Source organism: Paenibacillus sp. FSL H7-0331 (assembly GCF_001956045.1).
In genome coordinates this window covers 1-22,126 of sequence record NZ_MRTH01000015.1, presented here as the reverse complement: position 1 = coordinate 22,126, position 22,126 = coordinate 1, and the positions used below count along the sequence as shown (strand labels likewise).

Sequence of the window (22,126 nt, the reverse complement as noted above, 5' to 3'; positions counted from 1 at the left end):
AACGAACATGAGTAGAAGAAAGGGACAGCTGCATCTTACTTTGTCCGTACAGGGCACTGGTTATTATCCTGGGAGCTGGCGTCATCCTGACGTCAGTAATGTGAAGCTGCATGAACCAGCTTATTACTACAGTCTGGCGCAAACGGCTGAGCGTGGGAAATTCGATATGCTGCTTCTGGACCAGACTTTCATCGGTGAACATCTCCGTGCAGCAGGCAGGGAACCCGGGCTGCCGTTCGAGCCATTCACCTTGCTGGGTGCGTTGGCTTCCGTCACGAAACATATGGGTTTGGGAGCTCCTGTATCGACCTCCGTTATCGAGCCGTTCGCGGTTGCCAGGCAATTGGCCGCGCTGGATCATCTCAGTGACGGAAGGACGGCATGGCTGGCGAGCGCGGTCGATCTATATGAACCAAAACGCCGTCTCGGCGGTCCACCCGTGCTCTCCCAAGTACAGAGAAATGAGCGCAAGCAGGAGTTTATCGAAGTCGCAGCACGTTTATGGGACAGCTGGGAGGATGGGGCAGTCATCATTGACAGGGTAGAAGGGCGCTATATTGATTCTGACAAGGTGCATTTGATCCATCATACGGGACAGCACTTTAAAGTGCGCGGTCCCTTAAGTATACCACGGCCTCCACAGGGACATCCGGTTCGCATCGGTATAAGCTCTGCTTGGGATAACCGGAATGGGGACGATCTGGATAAGCCGGAGCTTGTGATAAGCTCCCGACCATTGATAAAGACGGCGGCTGACTTTTATCAAAAGCTTCAGAAACGAAGGGCTGTGAGTGGGTACTCTGCTGCTGGAGTGAAGGTGCTTACCACCTTGTCCCCGATAATAGGAGCAACCGAAGCGGAAGCCAGGCGTAAAGCAGCCGAGCTGCAGGGGCTCGCTGATCCAAAGACGGGAATTGCCATCCTGTCCGATCTGTTGAAGCAGGACTTGACGGGGTATTCGCTGGACGGACCCCTTCCTGATATTCCCGGTTTGTGGGAGGCGGTCAAAGCTTCAGGAATCGAAGCGGCAACACTTCGTGAGCTTAGCTCTCAGATTGTGAGGCTTACCGGAACTAAAGTATTTGTTGGGACACCTGAGCAGCTTGCCGACTGGATGGAAGACTGGTACCAAGCTTACGGTAGTGATGGGTTCCACCTGCAGCTTCCGCTGCTGCCAGGGGGATTGGATGAATTTGTTGCACAAGTAATTCCCGTGCTGCAGCGAAGAGGGCTTTTCCGAACGGAATATACGGGAACTACGCTGCGGGACCATCTGGGACTGGAAGCTCCAGTCGGCGTGCGAATAAGCAAGGAGGGATAACGATGGGTAATACCAAAAAACAGCTGCATCTCGGTGTTTTTCTATTAAACACTGGGCAGCATGTAGGCGGATGGCGTCATCCGGAAACGCACGCTGACCGGCTGCTCGATTTGTCTTTCTATCAAGACTTTGCGAGGCTGTCAGAGAGAGGGTTGTTCGATACGATTCTGGCGCTGGAGCAAATCGCCATTGGCGAACAGAATGGGAAGGTAGCTGAGGAACGCTCCATTCCGACGCCGGATACGCTGACCCTGCTATCCGTGATGGCCACAGTAACGGAGAAGATTGGTCTGACGGCTACGTTATCCACGACGTACAACGATCCCTATCATGTCGCGGCCAGATTTGCAACACTTGATCACTTGAGCGGTGGAAGGGCTGGCTGGAATATGGTCACCTCCCAGGACCCGCGTGTCGCCTCCCAATTCAGCAAGGACGCGCATATGGACCATGCCCTGAGGTACCAACGCGCGAACGAATTCGTAGATGTGGCGATGAAACTGTGGGATAGCTGGGAAGAGGATGCACTGATCGGGAAGCAAAGCTCGGGCCAATACCTCGACCCTGCCAAAGTACATGATATCGATCATACAGGGACTTATTTCTCGATCAATGGAACCTCCTATATTCCGCGCCCGATTCAGGGGCATCCGGTGCTCTTTCAGGCAGGTTCATCCGGCAGCGGCCTGCAGTTTGCAGCCCAGAAAGCTGAGGTCGTCTTCACCGCTCAGGATAACCTGCGCGACGCCTTGGATTACTATGCCAATCTGAAGGGGATGCTGAAGTCCCATGGACGCAGACCAGAGCAGCTTCATATACTGCCGGGGCTTGCACCGATTCTGGGTTCTACGGAGCATGAGGCTAAAGAACGCGAAACGTACTTTAATGAGCTGGTTTTGCCGGATATTGCCGTGAAAACCTTGTCTGGCACCATCGAGGTCGACTTATCCTCGTACCCTCTGGATGGTCCGTTCCCATACTGGGAAATTAACCCGGAGGCGAACAATAACAAGAAAAGCCGTCTACAGCTATTGAAGGATTTGGGACAACGTGAACAATGGACGGTCAGGCAGATGAGCAGGCACGTGGTATCCGCCGGCGGGCATCATACGTTCGCAGGCACACCGGAGCGGTTGGCTGATCTGATGGAGCATTGGCTGGATCAGGGGGCTTGCGACGGATTTAACATTATGCCCTCTCACTATCTGCGAGGACTAGAGGAGTTTGTCGATCACGTCATTCCGATATTGCAAAAACGCGGATGCTACCGCACTGAATATACCGGTAATACGCTGCGTGATCATCTGGGATTGACGCCACCGGTTAATCGCTGGTCTGCGCTCAGTACGCCATCATCCAAATAACAAACCATTTATCAGGAGGAATAACTTCATGAAAAAAACTCGTTTTCATTTTATATTTGCAGTCGTATTGCTTACCATTCTGGCAGGCTGCGGAAAAACGGCCCCTGCTGCGGATGGCGGCTCGACCCCGGCTTCAGCAACGCCTGCAGCGGCTTCAACTGCCAAAGCAGCACCTAAAGTGATTAAATCTGCACTTAATACAGTTCCCGTACCTTTATTCAGCTTTCTGGATGAGAAAAACCAACCGGCAGGATTTATGATCGATTACCTGAAGGAGCTGGAAAAGAAGCTTCCGGAATATAAATTTGAGTACGAATCCGTGGATAACGAAGGGCAACTGATCGGTACCGACACTGGCAAGTACGCATTTGCCGCCAACTTCTGGTTCAAAAACCCGGAGCGGGAGAAAAAATATTTGTATCCGCAGCAAGAATTCGGTTATTCCATTACAGGTTTGGCTGTTAAGCCGGACCGCAACGATATCAAGACCCTGGATGATCTGGTAGGCAAGAAATTGGTTCCAATGACCCCGGTTTCCGGCTTCCGCTACATCCTGAAGGATTATAATCTCAAGCATCCTGGCAAGGAAATCAAAATTGAAGATGTAGAGAAGACGACCCCTGCTGACGATCTGAAACTTGTTGAATCGGGCAAATACGATGCCCATCTGCTCAACATCAATCATTTTGAAGATGCCGTTAAGAAATTAAATCTGAACCTGAAGATCGGCGGCGTCATCTCGAAGGAATCGGTATATTTGCTCTTCAACAAGAATCAGACAGAGCTTGCCCAAAAGATGGACGCGGCAACTGTAGAGTTAATTAAAGACGGCACGCTGCCGAAGCTTTCGGAAAAATGGTTCAAGGTGGATGTATTTAAAAGCCTGGAGTATGTGCAGCAGGGCTATAAATTCCGGAAGGATTAACGAAAATGAACAGCGCCGGAATCGAAACGACTTTGAATCTGGTCCTGCGAATAGCCGAGAGGCTGCCGATTACGTTGACGATCATGCTCTTATCCCTTGTTTTTGGACTCTTGCTGGGGTTGGTTATCGCCCTGGCCAGAATTCAAAAGAATAAAATCATTTATGCGCTTGCCACGTTTTATCTGTCGTTCATGCGGTGCACCCCGACCATCGTTCAGCTTTTTCTGGTCTATTACGGGCTGCCGCAGCTGTTGATACTGGTAGGCGTGGATGTGAACGACTGGGATAAGATCATCTTTGCCGTAATCACCTTCTCGCTGCACAGTGCAGCCTTCTTCTCCGAGGTTATCCGCTCTTCCTATCTGGCGGTCGGAAGCGGTCAGCAGGAGGCTGCCTATAGTGTGGGCATGACCTACGGACAATCACTCAGGCGGATTATTTTGCCACAAGCCTTCGGTATTGCGATCCCCAATCTCGGCAACAACGTGATTATTTTATTAAAAGAAACGTCACTGGCCTTCTCCATCGGGATAGTTGACATTATGGGGCAGGTACAGATCATACTGGGAAATAATTATGGAGCAAATACGTTCCAGGTGTATATTCTCGTTTCGTTGATTTACTGGGTTCTGAGCATTGCCATTGAAAAGGGCTTTGGACGGTTAGAAAAAAGCTATAAGAAAGGCCATGTCAGTATTGCAAGATAAGGAAGAAAGGGAGGGGAGCTGCATTGGCTGAATTTAGCTTGGCCTTCGCTATTGAGAAATTCCCGGAGGTTCTAAAGGGTGTACCCTCCATGCTTATTGTGGCGGTTATCTCGATGCTGCTGGGTACGATTATCGGACTGATCATCGCTCTGTGCAGGATCTATAAAGTACCTGTGCTGGATAGGCTGGGCGCATTGTACGTTTCCTTCATCCGGGGGACTCCCTTGTTGGTGCAGCTTTATGTAGTGTTCTACGGTACATCGCTCCTTGCTGATACCTTGAACCGGGAGTGGGGCTGGCATTTGCCTCTTCAGGAAATGTCGCCTCTCGCTATTGCACTGCTCGCGTTTACGATCAATTCGGCCGCCTACCAGTCGGAGGTCATCCGCGGGGCGCTGCTCACTACGGATTCGGGTCAGATGGAGGCGGCGTATTCAATCGGAATGACGACATCCCAAGGGCTAATAAGAATTGTTGCTCCGCAGGCATTTGCCGTTGCGCTTCCGAATTTGGGGAATATTTTTATTAATCTGATTAAAGGCACCTCGCTAGCTTTTGCAATCAAGGTTATCGAGGTGATGGCCCAAGCCAAAATCGTCGCCGGTGACGGTTATCGATACTTGGAAATGTACTTTGATGCTTCTATTATTTACTGGGTTATTTGCTGGATCTGCGAGAGGCTCTTTGTATGGCTGGAGACCCGATACAGCCGCCATGAAAAGAGAATGGCCGCGTGAGCAGCAAGTCAGATGTATTGATTCTATAATCGAGGTGGCGCAGCATGATTCAAATGTCAAAGATCAAAAAATCCTTTGGCCGCAACCAGGTGCTGAAGGGCATCGATTTAACCGTGCACAAGGGTGAGGTCGTCGCTATTCTTGGACCCAGCGGTTCGGGTAAAACCACCCTGCTGCGCTGCTTGAACTATCTTGAAAAGCCGGACGAGGGCAGCATCACCATCGGCGATTTCGCTATCGACTGCAAGCGTGCAGGCAAGAAGGAAATTCATCAGCTTCGCCAAAGGTCGGCGATGGTGTTCCAGCAGTATAATCTGTTCAAGCATAAAACCGCGCTGGAGAATGTAATGGAAGGGCTCTTGGTCGTAAAGAAGCTTCCTAAGGAAGCAGCCAGAGATTTAAGCGTCGAGCTGTTGAAAAAAGTAGGGCTTGAACACAAGCTGGACGCTTATCCGTCACAATTATCCGGCGGTCAGCAGCAGCGGGTAGGCATCGCCCGGGCGTTGGCGCTTAACCCCGAGGTGATTTTGTTTGATGAGCCGACCTCAGCGCTCGACCCGGAGCTGGTAGGCGAGGTGCTGTCAGTCATTCGCAAAATTGCCAAGGAAGGAATTACGATGATCATCGTAACTCATGAGATGGGCTTTGCGCAGGACGTTGCGGGCCATGTTGTATTTATGGATGAAGGCGTAATTGTCGAGGAAGGCAAGCCGAATGAGCTGTTCAGCGATCCGAAGGAAGAGCGGACCAAGCAATTCCTCAAGCGGATACGACCGGAGCTGAACTATTCCATTTAACATGACATAAATAAATCTACCTAATCACAGAGCTTCAAATAAACCACGTCAGGAAGCCTCCATCCCCACTGCCCAAGTGGAAGCCGGAGGCTTCATTTGAGGTGGTTTTTTAGGTTCAAGATGTGTATTCTGTATGCCCAAAATCGGAGAATCACTCAAAAATCCGTATGTTTACCAATCGCGCTTTTCAATAATTGCAGTTATAATTAGAAGGCGGACGCCGCAATATAGTACAACGGGTTCTTCACTCAGGAAGGAATGACAACACGGATGTCCTTGCTCTTCAAGCTCAAATCGTTCAATAATAAGCTTTTTTGGAAGTTTTTTGCCAAATATTTTATGCTTATTCTTATTCCTGCCATTCTGGCAAGCGCGTTTACGAATCTTTTTGTCGTTAGTCTGATCCAGAAGGAAGCAGAGCAATCGAGCTACATCGTTATGAAGAACAATGCTCGTCAGGCTGACGCGAGCTTTCATTCTCTTCAAGTGGATATGATCAATTTATTAAGCTCGTCCAATATGAAAAGCATTCTGAAGTATGCCGGTAAGTCCCAGCTCAATATGGAACAAACAGAGATGATTTACGCGATGATGACACAGGTAAACTCCGTCATCACAGAGCCGCTCGTATCAGGTGCTTTCCTTTATTTCGCAAATGCCGATCTGGTGATCGATAATAATATTTATACGAACAAATCATTTTATTTCAAAAATTATTACTCTCTGGATGAATCGGAGTCATCGAAGCTGATTGCTCAATTTAAGGGCAAACAAATGATGCGTTTCACCGATCCGTATCCTGCCAATCTTAGAAATAATGTTTTAGGTGACAATCAAACACGTGGTTCCAACGTTTCGGTTATGATGAGTTATCCGTTCAACTCCGATAATCCCGAAGTGTACTTTGAGGTTCATTTTCAGAAGGAAAAGCTGGAGCGGTTGATCCAGACACAGGAAAAATGGATTTCCCGGACTGCGATCATTCATACAGACGGAAGTGTGATCAGCCAATCGGATACAGCAGAGCTGAACTTAAACTCCCTGAATGAGGCTATCCTCGCCAAATCGGAAGGAGCGTTCTCTGCTTATAATGACCAACAGGCCGTTTCATTTGTCAGATCCGAATACGATTCTTCCTGGTACTATATCAGCTGGGTTGATTTGAAAACGCTTTTGAAGCCTGCTGAGACGCTGCGTATTCTGAGCATCGTGTTTGTATTGTTTTTTCTTCTGGTCGGAGCCTGTGTGTCTTATTATTTGAGTAGGCGTCTGTATACCCCGATCCTGGAAATTCGCAATCGTTTGCAAGCTCACCAATCCTTTACTCCGCCTGATGGAGTCGAGATTGTGCAGGATGGCAATGACTTCGATATGATTAAACGATTTTCCAAATTGCTCATATCCGAGCATAAGGAGATGTCTCAATGGGTTAAAGGGGCGCTTCCTATCGTACAGGAGGATTTTATTACCCAAATCCTGTTAGGTGAGTACAGAGATAACCTGTCGATTGATTATTACTCCAAAGAGATCGCCTTCCCCTGCGAAATTAAAGCTGCACGTACGGTGCTGGTTATTGAATATCATTATTATGCACATGTGCTGGAACAGCTGTCCGAGACGTCGAAGTCGTTCCTGCTTGTTGAACTGAAGGAGAAAATCGGGAAGCAGGTATCCAACCAAATGTGGCTAAGCCAAACAAGAGCAGATGTACTGGCCTGTGTATGGCATCATGACCTGGACAATTCCACCGATGCAGCAGAGATAGCCAGGCAGATCAAGCGGGTGCTGGAGCCGTATATGACTTATTTCAAATCGACGATCGGGATCGGCAGGACCGTGCAGGAAATAGGCGAACTTCATAGCTCCTATCAATACGGTCTGGCTATGCTAAAGCAAAAAAGTCTGAACGCAGAGGTCGAAATCTGCAGCGAGGACGATGCTTGGGAGGATCGGGCTCAGATGGACAGCTTCCTGTCGTCCGAGGAAGTGAACCGTATCGCGAATATGTACAAGGCGCAAGAGTATGAACGGCTGCTGCAATCCGCACTTCACCTGCTGGAATTGGGACAACGCAAGCAGGCAGGCGCGATGCAGATGAAAAGCTTGTGCGCGGATGTGCTCAATACATGGATTCGTGCCGTAGAGACAGGGCGCAATGATTTTAACATTTCGTTATATTCCGGATTATTCGAGTCGTTGAACAGGTGCCAGACATGGGATGAGCTTAAGCAGCATTTCGAACATATTCATTCCTTGCTGTTCCAGGCTTCGTCTTCCATGAATCGAAGCGATCAGTTTGCGGAAGTGGTGCAATATATTAACGAGCATTACCAGGAGGAGCTATCGATAGAATGGTTTGCCGGAACAATGAATATGTCGGTAAGCCACTTTAGCCGGACGTTCAAGGAAGCTGTCGGTGAGAAATATATGGAATATATAACGAAGTATCGATTATCCATGGCCAAGAAGCTGCTTAATGAAACCGACATGAAAATTGAAGAGATCGCGGAGCGGGTAGGTTATCTGGGCAGCAATGCATTTATCCGAATGTTCCGCAAGTACGAAGGGATCACACCGGGCAAGTACAGAAATGTAAAATAGGCGTTTTTTGTGAGATGAGCTTTTTTTGCGGAAGGGCCTATAACGTTAATAAAAGTGCAGAAAAGTCGGCCATTGGGCTGGCTTTTTTTGTATAACCTTACTGTCAGACAAAAAAAGACGATACGAAAAAATGCGCGATTTACAGCTGTTCATATAATCCGTATGCTGTGGCTATGCGTTAACGGTGTGATACAGATCATAGCAAGATTTGCAGAGCACGCGGGAACCGATTGGATAACATCAGGAGCGTGATGAGATGGTGGTAAGTAAATGGAAAGCCGGTTGGCAGACAGCAAGGAAGCATAAGGCGCTGTATCTGCTCATGCTGCCGGGTATATTGTATTACATTATTTTCAAGTATGTGCCCATGTATGGGGTAGTCATTGCGTTTCAGGATTATTCCATGGGAAAAGGAGTTTTTGGAAGCAAGTTTGTCGGAATGAAGCACTTCGTTGAGTTTTTCGTGAATACGCCTGATTCCTGGAAGCTGATTCGCAATACAGTGCTGCTCAACTCCTATGATCTGTTGTTTCACTTTCCGGCTCCCATTATATTGGCACTTCTGTTTAATGAGCTTAAGAACAAATATTTCAGACGGTTCGTGCAGACGATCAGCTACATGCCGCACTTCTTATCAACGGTGGTTATCGCAGGCATACTCGTTATTTTCCTGTCACCGACGACCGGTATTGTTAACTTTGCACTAAAATGGCTGGGTACGGAACCGATTATGTTTCTTGGGATTCCCGAATGGTTCCGAACGATTTATGTAGGCTCAGAGATTTGGCAAAAGATTGGCTGGGGAACGATTCTGTATCTGGCAGCCATCGCCGGAGTAGATCCGGCCTTATATGAAGCGGCCAAGATGGATGGCGCTAATCGGTATCACCAAATTCGCCATATTACTTTTGTTGGCATGATTCCGGTTATGGTGATTTTGTTTGTACTCAATCTGGGCCATTTTATGGAAATAGGCTTCCACAAAATCATATTGTTGTATAACCCGTTAAATTATGAAACTGCCGATGTTATTAACACCTTTGTATATAGAAGAGGGATTCTCGATGCAGATTTCAGCTTCGCTTCGGCCGTCGGATTGTTCCAATCGGCTATCGGCCTGATTCTGGTCGTCATTGCCAATCGTGTTGCCCGTAAATATTCCGAGACCAGTCTGTGGTAGAAAGGAGGACCAACATGCGTTTGAAACAAAGCTTGGCATCCACGATATTCGATACGATTAATATGATTTTCATGGTTTTCCTTATCATCATTATGCTTTATCCCATGGTGTATGTGTTCTCGGCTTCAATTAGTGATAATGCAATGGTAGCTGGCGGCAAAGTATTTCTTTGGCCCAAATCACTGACCTTTGCCGCCTATGAGCGAATATTTGGAGATAAGCAGCTGTGGGTCAGCTACTGGAATACAATCAGGTTTACCGTAGTTCATACGGTGTTGACGCTGCTGGCAACCTCAGCTATGGCGTATCCGCTCGCCAAGAAATGGCTTCCTTTACGAAAAACGATATTACTTATGGCCGCCTTCACCATGCTGTTTAATGGTGGGTTAATCCCGACCTTTATCGTCGTCAAACAGCTTGATTTATTAAATTCGATCTGGGCCATTGTGCTTCCGTCATTAATCAGTACATGGCATTTGTTCATTATGCGTACCTTCTTCGAAGCTCTTCCCGAAGAAATCGAGGATGCGGCCACTATGGATGGTTGTGGGTCTTTTCAGGTGCTGCTGCGTATCGTCATTCCACTTTCCATGCCGGTGATGGCGACCATTGGTTTGTTTACGGCAGTAGGCCAATGGAATGCATTTTTCGACGCACTTATTTATTTAAGTGATAACACGATGTATCCGCTGCAAATTATGATTCGTAATTATTTGATTGCGGGACTCAATCCGGCTCAGGGTGAGGGTGATCTGCAAACGATGGAAACGGTGAAATACGCTTTGATCGTGGTTGCGACACTGCCCATCCTTTGTGTATATCCATTCTTGCAGAAATACTTTACACAAGGCAGCATGATCGGCGGCGTAAAAGGCTAATCTTTGCTGGAAGGCAGCTGAATTAAGGGTAATGTTGGTAGCTGCAGATGGTTTGTTCATCTGTTACTATATACAAACAAGTTAACGAACGATAATTGGGAGGTTTAAGTAATGAAGCACAAACAAAGAGCAATAGCGATGGCACTTACCTCAGTAATGCTTACGGGAGTAGTAGCAGGATGCAGCAGCGCTGGAAACAAACCTGAGGCAACGGGAGATGGGGGTACCAGTGCGATCAAACCGGCTACTTATACATGGTTGGTTGGAGATCGTATTGAAGGACCGATTCGCCAAGATTGGGAAATTTTCAAGGAAATTGAGAAAAAAACCGGTGCCAAAATTGAGTTTCAGGCTGTACCTGCTACATCCTTGGAGGAGAAGAAAAAAATTCTGATCGCTACAAACTCTGTACCTGATATTATGCACATCACCAATCAGGAAGGGCGTGAGCAAGGTCCTGAAGGCGTATTCCTGAACCTGAAGACGTACTTGGACAAAGCACCTAATATCAAAAAATATTTTGATGAAAATCCGGAGGCAAAAGCACTTGCAACCGCAGCGGATGGTGGGATTTACACCGTACCGAATCTGGATTCCTATATTGGAGGCAAAGGATTTGACCATGCCTGGTATTTACGTAAGGATCTATTAGATAAATATGGTCTTAAGGTTCCGACCAATATGGATGAATTCTATCAGGTGTTGAAGGGACTTAAACAACAGAATCCAGATTCTTATCCATTGACCATGTTCCCGCCTGCAACAGAGAAGAAGATGGGACTGTATACGGTTTTCCTGAGAGCGTTTACCGGCATTCAGGGACTTATCAACCTGAATCCTGATAACGATACCTATACATTCGCTGGATATCAGAAAGGATTCAAGGAAACCTTGCAATATTTGAACAAATTGTATAGCGAAAAGCTGCTTGATCCCGAATATTCGTTGTTAACTCGTGCGCAGTTTGATGAGCGGCTAATTTCGAATAAATCGTTCGTTACGTTCGTCTGGAAAGCCGACATTGAAGACATTGCTGAAAAGGCACGCAAAGCAAGCGGAAATGCAGAGTATAATATGGAAGGTTTCATGCAGGTCACTGCTCCGAATGTGAAAAACTATCAATTCGCTCGTTCAGTCGTTAACGTCAACGGGATTGCCCTTTCCAATAAGGTTAAAGATAAAGAAGCAGCAGTCAAATTACTTGACTTTTTGATAGGTGATGAAGGTGAGAAGCTGCTTTCATTGGGGATTGAAGGTAAAACATACCAGATGGTGGATGGAAAACCGCGCTACCTGGAGTCATTTGGCACGTCTCCATTTAACGGACTTCGCAAAGATTACGGTGTTTGGTTTCCTGGTATTGGCTCCGACTTTGCGCTTGCACGGTTAGCTTGGGAAAGTGCTTTGAACCCAAGGACCAAGAAGGTTAATGAGGCCTATGAACCGATTATCGTACCAGCCCCAAGAGGTTATGCAAAAACTAAAGAAGAGCAGGAGCTTGAAAAATCGAAGCTGAGTAATCTGGACAAATACATGGACCAAAAAATGGCTGAATTCGTTGTTGGCAAGACACCGGTCAATGATGATACCATTAAAGAGTTTGTAGACCAGACAAAAAAGCTGGGATTGGATGAAATCCTTACTATGTACAACACTGCCTATAAACGGACGTATGGCGGCAAATAAGCAAATATAGCTCCTCTAGGCCAACCCCTTATCCGCGGATAGGGGGTTTTTCCTGAAATCGTAGAATTACTGAATATAACGTAGTATTATTAATCGCAAATCAACACCCTGCATTTTACAATGTATGTATCAAATGTAAGGGGGCTTTTAGAAAATGAGTTCAGTGCAGAAAGTCATTGATACCGATGTGCATAACACGTTTAGAACCCCGACAGACCTTGTTGAATATTTGCCCGAGCCGTGGAAATCGCGTGTTGCAGGCAGCGGCATTGGAAATCCATGGCATGGAATATGGTCACCCATAGGTGTGTTCCGCAAGGACTGTATGCCTCCTACCGGAGGGCCGGCTGCTTCGGACCCGGAATTTTTGGTAGAGAATTTGATCGAACCGAATCATATCGAATTTGCGATCCTGACGGGTGACGCGATGAATATATGTGTGAATCCCGACCCTGACTATGCGGCGGCTATTTGTACGGCATACAATGATTATTTGATTAAGGAATGGCTGCCGGTTCATAAGTCGTTTAAAGGGGCGATGTTAGTTGCTGGTCAGGACCCGCTGCTGGCTGCCAGGGAGATTGATCGGGTTGGGGGACATCCTGACATCGTGGAGGTGCTCATGGGCAGTGCCCAACGTGCAGGGCTCGGTCAGCGTCAATTCCACCCGATCTATGAAGCGGCCGTACGCAACGGCCTTCCCATGTCCATACATCCGGGTGCTGAAGGCTCTGGTGGAACTTATGCTTCAGCGGCGGGTATTCCGACCCGTTATCTGGAATGGCATACTGGTTTATCACAGAACTATATGGCCCATACGATAAGTCTCGTATGCGAAGGTGTATTTGAGAAGTTTCCCGAATTAAAATTTGTCATGCTGGAGGGTGGACTGGCTTGGCTGCCGCATCTGATGTGGCGTTTGGATAAAAACTACAAAGCACTAAGGGCTCAGGTTCCTTGGTTAAAGAGGCTGCCGAGCCAATACATCCGCGATCATTGCTACTTTTCTACTCAACCGATTGAGGAGCCCGACAATCCGAACCATCTAATCGATTTGTTCAATATGATTGACGCTGAAAACTTCATTGTTTTCTCCAGTGACTATCCGCATTGGGATAATGATGCTCCGATGGAAATATTGAAGCGTCTGAATCCTGATGCACGCCATAAAATCTTTTACGAAAATGCCAGAAAGCTGTATAACCTGTAAATGTGATTCCAACTATGCTCGAATCCAACATTCCCTGCGGATTTTGTCGTTTATCACGGGGAATGTTTATTTAATTTCGAACCTTGCCAACCCCTAAGCAGATGTGTGAAAATAGAAATATACAAATAATTGGAAGGGGATTGGTGTGATAGGTGAATCGGTTTTTCGGCCCCCGCTCGTTTAATATAGCGTTGTTTTGGCAGTTTTTTGCAAGCTATTTTATTCTCTTTCTCATTCCCGTTATTATAGCCAGTACATTTACTTATGTGTTTGTAGTCAAGCTGATCGAGCAGGAGGCGGAGAATTCGAATAACATCACGATCCGCAACTTCTCCACCCAAACCGACACCGCCTTTTCTTCTCTCCAGGCCAACATGATTAATCTTCTGGGTACCTCTAACCTTAAAAGCGCTATGAAGCTGTTCGACGAGCCTGTCAAAGACCCCGACTATTATGAAATTACCCATTATCTGATGGATCAGTTAAATACGCTGGATACAGGCGATATCATCTCCAACGCCTACTTTTATTTTGCCAAATACGACCTTGTTATAGGGTTTAACACAGAGACAAGCAAAGAAAATTTTTTTCAATATTTTTATCCGATCAGTGATCAGGAAAAGAAAGAATACCTGAACAACTTTTCCGGTAAAAAAATGATGCATTTTACAAAGCCATATACCTTGCATCAAAAAATACTGTTCACGAATGATATTGTATCGTCTAGCTCCAGCATTTCGGCAGTGATGAGCTATCCATTCAATAGTGATCATCCCGATGTGTATCTGATCGTCAACATGAAGCTGGGTGAGCTTAGCAAGCATATTCGTATTCAGGAGAAGTGGGTTGCAGGGACCGCTATTGTTGATGTGACGGGTAACGTGATTACTCGGGCTGGCGAATCCATTGTTAATCCGCAAAAGCTGCTTGACGCAGCCCGTTCTCATTCCGAAGGAGCGCTTTATTCAGACGACCAGTTGCAAGCGTTATCTTATGTAAAATCCCGCTTTAATGATACGTGGTATTATGTCAGTCTGATCGATCTCGAAACCTTATTGAAGCCAGCGCACAGGATTCGTATGTTCAACCTTGTATTTCTCGGATTTTTTTTGGTTCTAGGTGGATTGGTTTCTTATTACTTAAGTAAAAGGTTATACAAACCGATCCTCGAAATCAAAAGCGGATTGACGTCGCACCTTCGTAAATCTGTTTTACCTGTACAGCAAAAAGGAAATGACTACGATTTTATTAAGCAGTTCTCGAAGCTATTAATATCTGAGAATAAAGAGCTGTCTGAATTGGTGAGTGGGATGTCTCCGATTGTACAAGAGGATTTTATAGCGAAGATGCTGTCCGGCGAATATCGTGACAATTTATCGATCGAATTATATGCCAGAGAGATCGATTTTGTTTACGAGCGGAATGTAGCACGAACCGTTCTGTGTATTGAAATCCAGTACTATTCATGGGTACTTGAGCAAATTTCGGAAACGTCCAAAACGTTTATGATGGTGGAATTAAAGGAACGTATTCTCAAATCAGCATCAGGAACCGTTTGGCTATGCCAGACGAAGCCGGATATGCTGGCGTGTGTGGTCCAGCATTCGCTTTTTTTACATATGGGCCCTAAAGAGGTATCAGAGGTTGTGGAGCTGATTCTACAGCAATTTAATCCGTATTTTAAAGCTGCGATTGGAATCGGGAAAAAAGTTCACGATATCGGTGAGCTGTACTTGTCCTATGATTCAGCCTTGGCCATGCTGCAGCATAAAAGCCTTCACTCCAGAGTGGAGATTTTAAGTGAAGAGAATGCTTGGGAAGATCGAACGCAGCTTGACAGCTTTTTATCTAGTGATGAAGTCAATCGGATTTTTAATATATACAAATCACGGAATTATGCCAAGCTGCTGAAATCGGTCTTCGACCTGTTGGATATGGCAGTCGTGAAAAACGCAAGTGCCTATCAGGTAAAGGGATTATGCTCGGACGTGTTGAATACATGGATCCGCGCAGTAGAGACGGAACGTAAAGACTTGAACATTCCTTTTTACTACAGCTTGTTCGAGAAGCTGAATCGCTGTGCGACCTGGGATGAAATCAAGCAATGCTTCGAGCATATCCATACGATTATGTTTCCATTGGTGGAGCCAAGCGACCGGAGCGCGCAATTTGCAGAAATATTGGACTATATTCATCAACATTACGGAGAAGAACTATCTGTGGAGAAATTCGCTCAGCAATTAAACATGTCGGTAAGTCATTTTAGCCGTACCTTCAAGGAAACAGTTGGGGAAAAATACGTGGAATATATTACAAAGCATCGCTTGATGATGTCCAAAAGATATTTGCTTGAGACCGACATGACCATCGACGTCATTTCTGAAAAAGTCGGGTATTTGGGACGGACTTCATTCATCCGAACCTTTTGCAAATATGAAGGTATTACTCCCGGCAAATATCGAACGATTCATCATCAATAACAATGGCATATCACTCCATGTGGCCCGTTTCACTGTCATAATGACAGGGAGCGGGTCTTTGGTATTCAGCGACATCGGCAGGCTCATTATACGTAGCTATAATTGTATGTGTCGCTATTTTTGCGGGAAGCGTGGAATAGGATATAAGAAGGGTAAGATACACAAATAGCTACATAGCACAAAAATGCACGCTTTACGCCTGCTGCCAGAGCACCTATCTTTAGGTCAGGAGTATGCGTTATCAAGTACCGAGTGAAGTGAATACAAAAGGAGTGAGGGTGCTTTGTCAGCCAATAGCGGAGTCAATAAAAGAACGAGTGAGCGCGTCGTTTCTCAAATCACAACTGGAAAGCGCTTACGTGCCAAACGTTATCTAATGAAACATAAAGCCTTATATTTATTAATGCTCCCAGGCATCATCTATTATATTGTTTTCAAGTATGTGCCGATGTACGGAATTATTATTGCGTTTCAGAACTATTCGATTGGAAAAGGCATGCTGGGGAGCAAGTTTGTCGGGCTGGCGCATTTTGTTGAGTTTTTTTATAATACGCCTGATTCGTGGAAGCTGATCCGCAATACCGTGTTATTGAATATTTACGATTTGTTGTTTCATTTTCCAACTCCGGTTATTCTGGCCTTGCTGCTTCATGAGATCAAAAATAAAACATTCAAACGAATCGTGCAAAGCATCAGCTACATGCCGCATTTCCTGTCAACGGTGGTGATCGCCGGAATTCTCGTCATCTTCTTGTCTCCGTCTACCGGTATCGTCAATATATTGCTGCATAAAGCGTTTGGCATCGAGCCGACCATGTTTCTGGGCTTGCCCGAATGGTTCAGAACCATATATATCAGTTCGGAAATATGGCAAAAGGTCGGTTGGGGGACGATCCTCTATTTGGCGGCTATTGCCGGCATCGATCCCGCTTTGTATGAAGCAGCCAGAATGGACGGTGCCAATCGTCTGCAGCAAATACGTCATATTACGTTGATTGGGATGATTCCGGTCATGACGATTTTATTTGTGCTCAGTCTCGGCCATTTTATGGAGATCGGGTTTCAAAAAATATTGCTGCTCTATAATCCGATGAACTACGAGACGTCCGATGTGATCAATACTTTCGTCTATCGAAGAGGAGTATTGAATGCCGACTTCAGCTTCGCCTCAGCTGTAGGTCTGTTTCAATCGGTGATTGGCTTTACATTAGTCGTTACGGCCAATCGGCTTGTGAAAAAATATTCGCAGACCAGTTTATGGTAGAGGAGGGGCAGCATGAAACGAAAAAGCTTTGGCTTCAAGCTGTTTGATATCGTCAATACGCTGATCATGGTAGTCGTCATTATGATCATGTTATATCCGATGGTGTTTGTATTTGCAGCCTCGATTAGTGATAATGCGATGGTTGCCAGCGGACAGGTTCTGCTGTGGCCCAAAGGCATCAATTTTGGCGCTTATGAAAAAATTATCGTCGATGAAAACCTGTGGATCAGCTATTGGAACACGATTCGTTATACCGTGGTGCAAACCGTTCTTACTTTAATAGCAACTTCTGCTATGGCGTATCCCTTGGCCAAAAGGTGGCTGATTGGTAGAAAGTGGATTCTGATACTGGCCGCGTTTACTTTGGTATTCAATGGAGGACTGATTCCAACATTTCTCCTTGTCAAGCAATTAAACATGTTGGATACGATTTGGGCTATCGTGCTGCCATCCTTGATTAGCACCTGGCACTTGTTCATTATGAGGACGTTTTTTGAAGGGCTACCGGAGGAGATTGAGGATGCAGCGATTATGGACGGCTGCGGCTCCATGCAGGTGCTGCTGAGAGTCGTTGTTCCTTTATCGCTGCCGGTCATGATGACGATCGGATTATTTACAGCCGTCAATCAGTGGAATGCTTTTTTTGATGCACTGCTGTATTTGAATAACGGCAAGATGCATCCGCTGCAGATTATGCTTCGCAGTGTCCTTATAGCCGGCAACAACCCGCAGGGTGAGGGTGATCAAAGTTATATCGAATCGTTGAAATATGCATTGATCGTAATCGCGACATTGCCGATCCTGTGCGTGTATCCCTTTATCCAAAAATATTTTGTGCAGGGCAGCATGATTGGCGGCGTGAAAGGCTAGATAGCCATAGATTCCCCTGGAATCTGTTCCTATATATGAACCATTAAGGGAGGTATTAGGGTGAAAAAGAGAGCATATGCAGCGACGCTTACAGCTATTATGTTTGGCGGCATGATTGCCGGCTGTAGCAGCGGGGGACCCAGTGCTGGCACTTCAACGCCAGCAAAGGATACAGGTGGCACAACGGCGCCGCCATCAGCGACAACGCCAGCCCCAGCGGCAAGCCAGCAGCCCAAAGCGGTAACGTTCACATGGTTGGCAGCTAATCGCGTGGAGGGACCGGTTAAGCAGGATTGGGAAACCTTCAAGGAAATTGAGAAGAAAACGGGCGCCAAAATTGATTTTCAGGTGATCAGTGAGGAAGCACTCCCGGAAAAAAGAAAAATAATGATTGCGACGAATACAGTCACCGACTTTATACTTGTGCCTAATCAGGATGGAAGGGATTTTGGACCGGAGAAGGTGTTCCTGAATTTAAAAGACTATTTGGACAAAGCGCCGAATATCAAGAAGTTTTTTGACAATAACCCGGAAGCGAAGGCTCAGGCGACAGCAGCGAATGGCGGATATTATTCCATGCCTGTATTGGAAAGTGATCCCAGCACGAAAGGCTTTAACTACGCCTGGTACGTTCGAAAGGATTTGCAGGACAAATACGGCTTGAAGGCGCCGACTACTGTGGATGAGTTCTACCAATATCTGAAAGCGTTAAAAGAAAAACACCCGGATTCGTATCCGCTCACATTTCGCACACCTGTCAGCAGCCCTAACCTGACCGGGATCTTTACGGTATTCTTAAGAGCATTCACAGGCGTCGAAGGATTCATTAACGAAACACCAGGAAGCGGCGGTCAATATGAGTTCGCCGGGTATCATAAAGGGTTCAAGGATTCGTTGGTGTACATGAATAAGCTGTATGCCGAGAAGCTGCTCGAACCGGAGTTCGCGCTGTTGACTACAGCCCAATGGGAAGAGCGGCTGCTGACGGGAAAATCGATGGTTACCTACTTCTGGAAGGCTGACATGGACCCGTTAATTGAGAAAGCCCGTAAAGCCAACCCCAACAATAAAGATTTTGATATGAATGTCATCCCGCAATTCGCTGCCGAAGGTGTCAAAAATTATCAGTACGCACGGCCTGCCGTCGGTACAAGCGGCCTTGCGATTTCAGCTAATGTAAAAGACAAAGATGCGGCGATCAAATTTATGGATTATTTATACAGCGAGGAAGGCACGAATTTGATGTCGCTCGGCATCTTGAACAAAACCTATAAACTGGTAGATGGCAAGCCCAGATACATGGAAGAGTTCGGTACCAGTCCCTATGTTCCATTGCGCCGTGATTGGGGCGTGTGGTTTCCTAACGTCTCGATCAATAACGCGATAGCACGTGCTGCATGGGAAAGAGGTCTGGACGCCAAAAACAAGGAAATCAATGCTTCCTATGCCAAATTTATTATTGACGCACCCAAATCGATCGTTAAAAATGCGGATGAGCAGGAAATCGAAAAATCGAAGCTGAACAACCTGAACAAATATTTTGATCAGAAGCTAACCGAATTTGTCAGTGGAAAAACACCGATCAATGATCAAACCGTTGCCGAATTTATTGACCAGTCGAAGAAACAGGGCGTGGACGATCTGCTGAAAATGTACAATGCAGCCTACAAGCGCACTTATGGGAAATAAGCTTATTCACTTGGAGTTTCGTGCGTAAGCGTATGAATATATACACGAAAGGACCGTCCGCGACCTTGCTGGACGGTCTTTCTTAAACATGATGAGGTGAGTACCGTATCGGCTCTTAGAGCTTAGAAGTGGCAGATAGCAAACAAGGATGAACAGAGGACATGGGTGTGGGGTGGAAAGTTTACGGGCCGTTGTTGAAGTCGTGTTCCCACCGCCTAGTCTAATCCACGGAACACGACTTCAACAACGGCTGGAACCCCATACCCATGTCCTCGCCAACGCGCCAACGTATGGGTTTAGACAAGGATAGTTTTTCTATTTGGCCTCCATTGAACAGCTGCTTTTATTCCGCTGCCTGCTTCATGCCACGCTTGGGCGTAGATGTTGGAGGATAGCCTATATTTTTTTTGTAAATATAATTAAAGTAAGTTTGATCGCAATAACCGAGATAATCGGAAATCTCCTTGATTGTCATATCGGTATTAAGCAGCATCTCGCGGGCAGAGGTAATACGCACCTGATGCAGGTATTCGACCGGTGTGCGGCCTGTTACTTCTTTAAATACACTTGAAATGTAATTCGGAGTCCGGTCAACGTGTTGAGCAAGCTCACTGAGACGAATCGGCTCCCGGTAGTGCTTGACGATATATTGCTGAATGTGCATAGCCAGGCTTTGCTTGGACGTGGGATGCTGCTTGGACATAAGCTCCCGTTGGACGATCCCCAATATTTCCAGCATAATTCCCTTGGAAATAATTTCATAACACGGCATTTGCCCGATCCAGCAATCATAAAGCAAAGAAAACCGCTGCTTCAGGTAATCGAAGCTGATGGTTCGAATAAAACGGTGGTCTCCTCCAGCAAGTAGAGGTATATCAATTTCCGTAGAATCGTTGAAGTGTACGGAAAACATCTGATGGGGATCAGTAGGGTCCGTGACTGCAGATCGCATAGTACCCGCTGATATAAACAGACCGTCTCCACGCTGCAGAGGAATTACGGTATCCCCTAAGGTATAAGTGATTTTTCCGTTGATAACAAGCAGTAAAATATCATATTTAGTCGGTGACCTCGATATGCTCCAGTTTTTGCCCATTTGAGAATCAAATAAAACCGATGTTATTTTCACGAGTCTGCTCCCCTCCCAATGACTTCATTTTATCATACTAATCGGAGAATCTCTCAATAAATTGTTGAATCACTTATCGTGATCCCTTGTCTCTTTGATTACAATAAACATAGGACATAAGGGAGGTCATGAAAGTGAGTGAAATATTGAAGGTCATCGATGTGGACGTGCATAATGAGTTGAAAAAACCGCAGGATCTGGTTCCCTATTTACCGGAGCCCTGGAAAACCCGGGTTGCTGCTTCCGGGATCGGTATGATGGGGAGCGGGTACTGGTCGCCAGTCGGAGGAATGCGTAAGGACACCAAGCCACCAGGCGGAGGGGTGGAAGGATCGGACCCGGATTATATGCTCGAACAACTACTGGAAGAGTACAATATGGAATATGTCGTTCTGACCGGTATTCTTTATAATATTTCAGCAACACATGATCCTGATTTTACGGCAGCTATTGCTTCTGCATATAACGATTATTTGATTGCGGAATGGCTTCCGCGGAGCGATAAATTCAAGGGGGCAATGGTCGTATCAACAGGGGATCCTCTGCTCGCTGCGCGTGAAATCGACCGTATCGCCGGACACCCGGATATTATCGAGGTTATTATTTCCAGTGCAACCCGCGAACCGCTGGGGCATCGCATGTATCATCCGATCTATGAGGCGGCAGAGCGGCATGGACTGCCAATAGCTGTACATCCCGGAACCGAAGGTACAGGTGGCACCGGCGCCCCGACTTCAGCTGGTTATCCTACCCGATATATCGAATGGCACACGAATTTGTCCCAGATGTTTATGGCACAATTGACCAGTGTTGTTTGTGAAGGAGTGTTTGTGAAGTTCCCAAATTTGAAATTGGTACTGCTGGAAGGGGGGATTGCCTGGCTGCCCCATCTGATGTGGAGGCTGGACAAAAACTACAAAGCTTTGCGGGCCCAGGTGCCGTGGTTGACACGATTGCCAAGTGAGTACATTCGCGACCATTGTTTCCTTTCCACACAGCCGATTGAAGAGCCGGATAATCCCAAAGATTTGATCAGATTGTTTGACATGATGGATGCGGAAAATATTTTGATGTTTTCCAGCGACTATCCCCACTGGGACTTTGATGCCCCGGATGCGATTCTCAAACGTCTGAGCCTTGAAGCAAGAAAAAAGATTTTCTATGAAAATGCCAAAAGACTATATAAACTGTAGCTCTATCGTTAAAATAGGTTTCGTATTATGAGGTTAACCAGCTAAATCTGGTTAACCTCATTTTTTGCGTTAAAATTAGCATTAGCCGGTGAGAA

Annotated in this window: 17 protein-coding genes; 16 read left to right on the top strand and 1 reads right to left on the bottom strand. The window is 46.3% G+C overall.

Features of this window, described 5'->3' with window-relative positions:
- The first annotated feature begins 7 nt into the window (after positions 1-7).
- The 15 genes from BK127_RS21745 (at position 8) to BK127_RS21675 (ending at position 19,709) form a co-directional block, all read left to right on the top strand.
- Entirely contained in the window at positions 8-1,321 is a 1,314-nt protein-coding gene (locus tag BK127_RS21745) for an NtaA/DmoA family FMN-dependent monooxygenase (protein ID WP_076233629.1), read from the top strand.
- 2 nt (positions 1,322-1,323) lie between these two features.
- Complete coding sequence (locus BK127_RS21740) at positions 1,324-2,685, top strand: LLM class flavin-dependent oxidoreductase (protein ID WP_076233628.1); 1,362 nt, start codon at positions 1,324-1,326, stop codon at positions 2,683-2,685.
- 28 nt (positions 2,686-2,713) lie between these two features.
- Complete coding sequence (locus tag BK127_RS21735; RefSeq protein ID WP_076233627.1) at positions 2,714-3,610, top strand: transporter substrate-binding domain-containing protein; 897 nt, start codon at positions 2,714-2,716, stop codon at positions 3,608-3,610.
- A gap of 5 nt (positions 3,611-3,615) precedes the next feature.
- Positions 3,616-4,317, top strand: a complete 702-nt coding sequence (locus BK127_RS21730) for an amino acid ABC transporter permease (RefSeq protein ID WP_076233626.1) — start codon at positions 3,616-3,618, stop codon at positions 4,315-4,317.
- A gap of 23 nt (positions 4,318-4,340) precedes the next feature.
- Complete coding sequence (locus BK127_RS21725; RefSeq protein ID WP_076233625.1) at positions 4,341-5,054, top strand: amino acid ABC transporter permease; 714 nt, start codon at positions 4,341-4,343, stop codon at positions 5,052-5,054.
- 44 nt (positions 5,055-5,098) lie between these two features.
- A complete protein-coding gene (locus tag BK127_RS21720; protein ID WP_076233624.1) occupies positions 5,099-5,851 on the top strand; it encodes an amino acid ABC transporter ATP-binding protein in 753 nt (250 codons plus the stop codon).
- Positions 5,852-6,109: 258 nt separating this feature from the next.
- A complete protein-coding gene (locus BK127_RS21715) occupies positions 6,110-8,452 on the top strand; it encodes a helix-turn-helix domain-containing protein (protein ID WP_083689468.1) in 2,343 nt (780 codons plus the stop codon).
- A gap of 256 nt (positions 8,453-8,708) precedes the next feature.
- A complete protein-coding gene (locus BK127_RS21710; protein ID WP_076233622.1) occupies positions 8,709-9,632 on the top strand; it encodes an ABC transporter permease in 924 nt (307 codons plus the stop codon).
- A gap of 14 nt (positions 9,633-9,646) precedes the next feature.
- The gene (locus BK127_RS21705) at positions 9,647-10,510 is read left to right on the top strand and encodes a carbohydrate ABC transporter permease (RefSeq protein ID WP_076233621.1); all 864 of its coding nucleotides are present in this window, start codon (positions 9,647-9,649) and stop codon (positions 10,508-10,510) included.
- A gap of 111 nt (positions 10,511-10,621) precedes the next feature.
- Positions 10,622-12,196, top strand: a complete 1,575-nt coding sequence (locus tag BK127_RS21700) for an extracellular solute-binding protein (RefSeq protein ID WP_076233620.1) — start codon at positions 10,622-10,624, stop codon at positions 12,194-12,196.
- 154 nt (positions 12,197-12,350) lie between these two features.
- Positions 12,351-13,406 carry an amidohydrolase family protein gene (locus BK127_RS21695; protein WP_076233619.1) on the top strand — a complete coding sequence of 352 codons (1,056 nt, stop codon included), beginning with the start codon at positions 12,351-12,353 and terminating at the stop codon, positions 13,404-13,406.
- 152 nt (positions 13,407-13,558) lie between these two features.
- Positions 13,559-15,886 carry a helix-turn-helix domain-containing protein gene (locus BK127_RS21690; RefSeq protein WP_076233618.1) on the top strand — a complete coding sequence of 776 codons (2,328 nt, stop codon included), beginning with the start codon at positions 13,559-13,561 and terminating at the stop codon, positions 15,884-15,886.
- A gap of 376 nt (positions 15,887-16,262) precedes the next feature.
- Positions 16,263-17,150: an ABC transporter permease gene (locus tag BK127_RS21685; protein ID WP_144026532.1), complete on the top strand. Its 888-nt coding sequence runs from the start codon at positions 16,263-16,265 to the stop codon at positions 17,148-17,150.
- 12 nt (positions 17,151-17,162) lie between these two features.
- Positions 17,163-18,020: a carbohydrate ABC transporter permease gene (locus BK127_RS21680; RefSeq protein WP_076233617.1), complete on the top strand. Its 858-nt coding sequence runs from the start codon at positions 17,163-17,165 to the stop codon at positions 18,018-18,020.
- 60 nt (positions 18,021-18,080) lie between these two features.
- Entirely contained in the window at positions 18,081-19,709 is a 1,629-nt protein-coding gene (locus BK127_RS21675) for an extracellular solute-binding protein (RefSeq protein WP_076233616.1), read from the top strand.
- Positions 19,710-20,052: 343 nt separating this feature from the next.
- Here BK127_RS21675 and BK127_RS21670 read toward each other — a convergent pair whose 3' ends face one another.
- Positions 20,053-20,838, bottom strand: coding sequence for an AraC family transcriptional regulator (locus BK127_RS21670; protein WP_076233615.1), 786 nt, complete (start codon positions 20,836-20,838; stop codon positions 20,053-20,055).
- A 128-nt stretch (positions 20,839-20,966) separates the two neighbouring features.
- Here BK127_RS21670 and BK127_RS21665 point away from each other — a divergent pair, with 128 nt between their 5' ends.
- The gene (locus tag BK127_RS21665; protein ID WP_076233614.1) at positions 20,967-22,031 is read left to right on the top strand and encodes an amidohydrolase family protein; all 1,065 of its coding nucleotides are present in this window, start codon (positions 20,967-20,969) and stop codon (positions 22,029-22,031) included.
- Positions 22,032-22,126 lie beyond the last annotated feature (95 nt).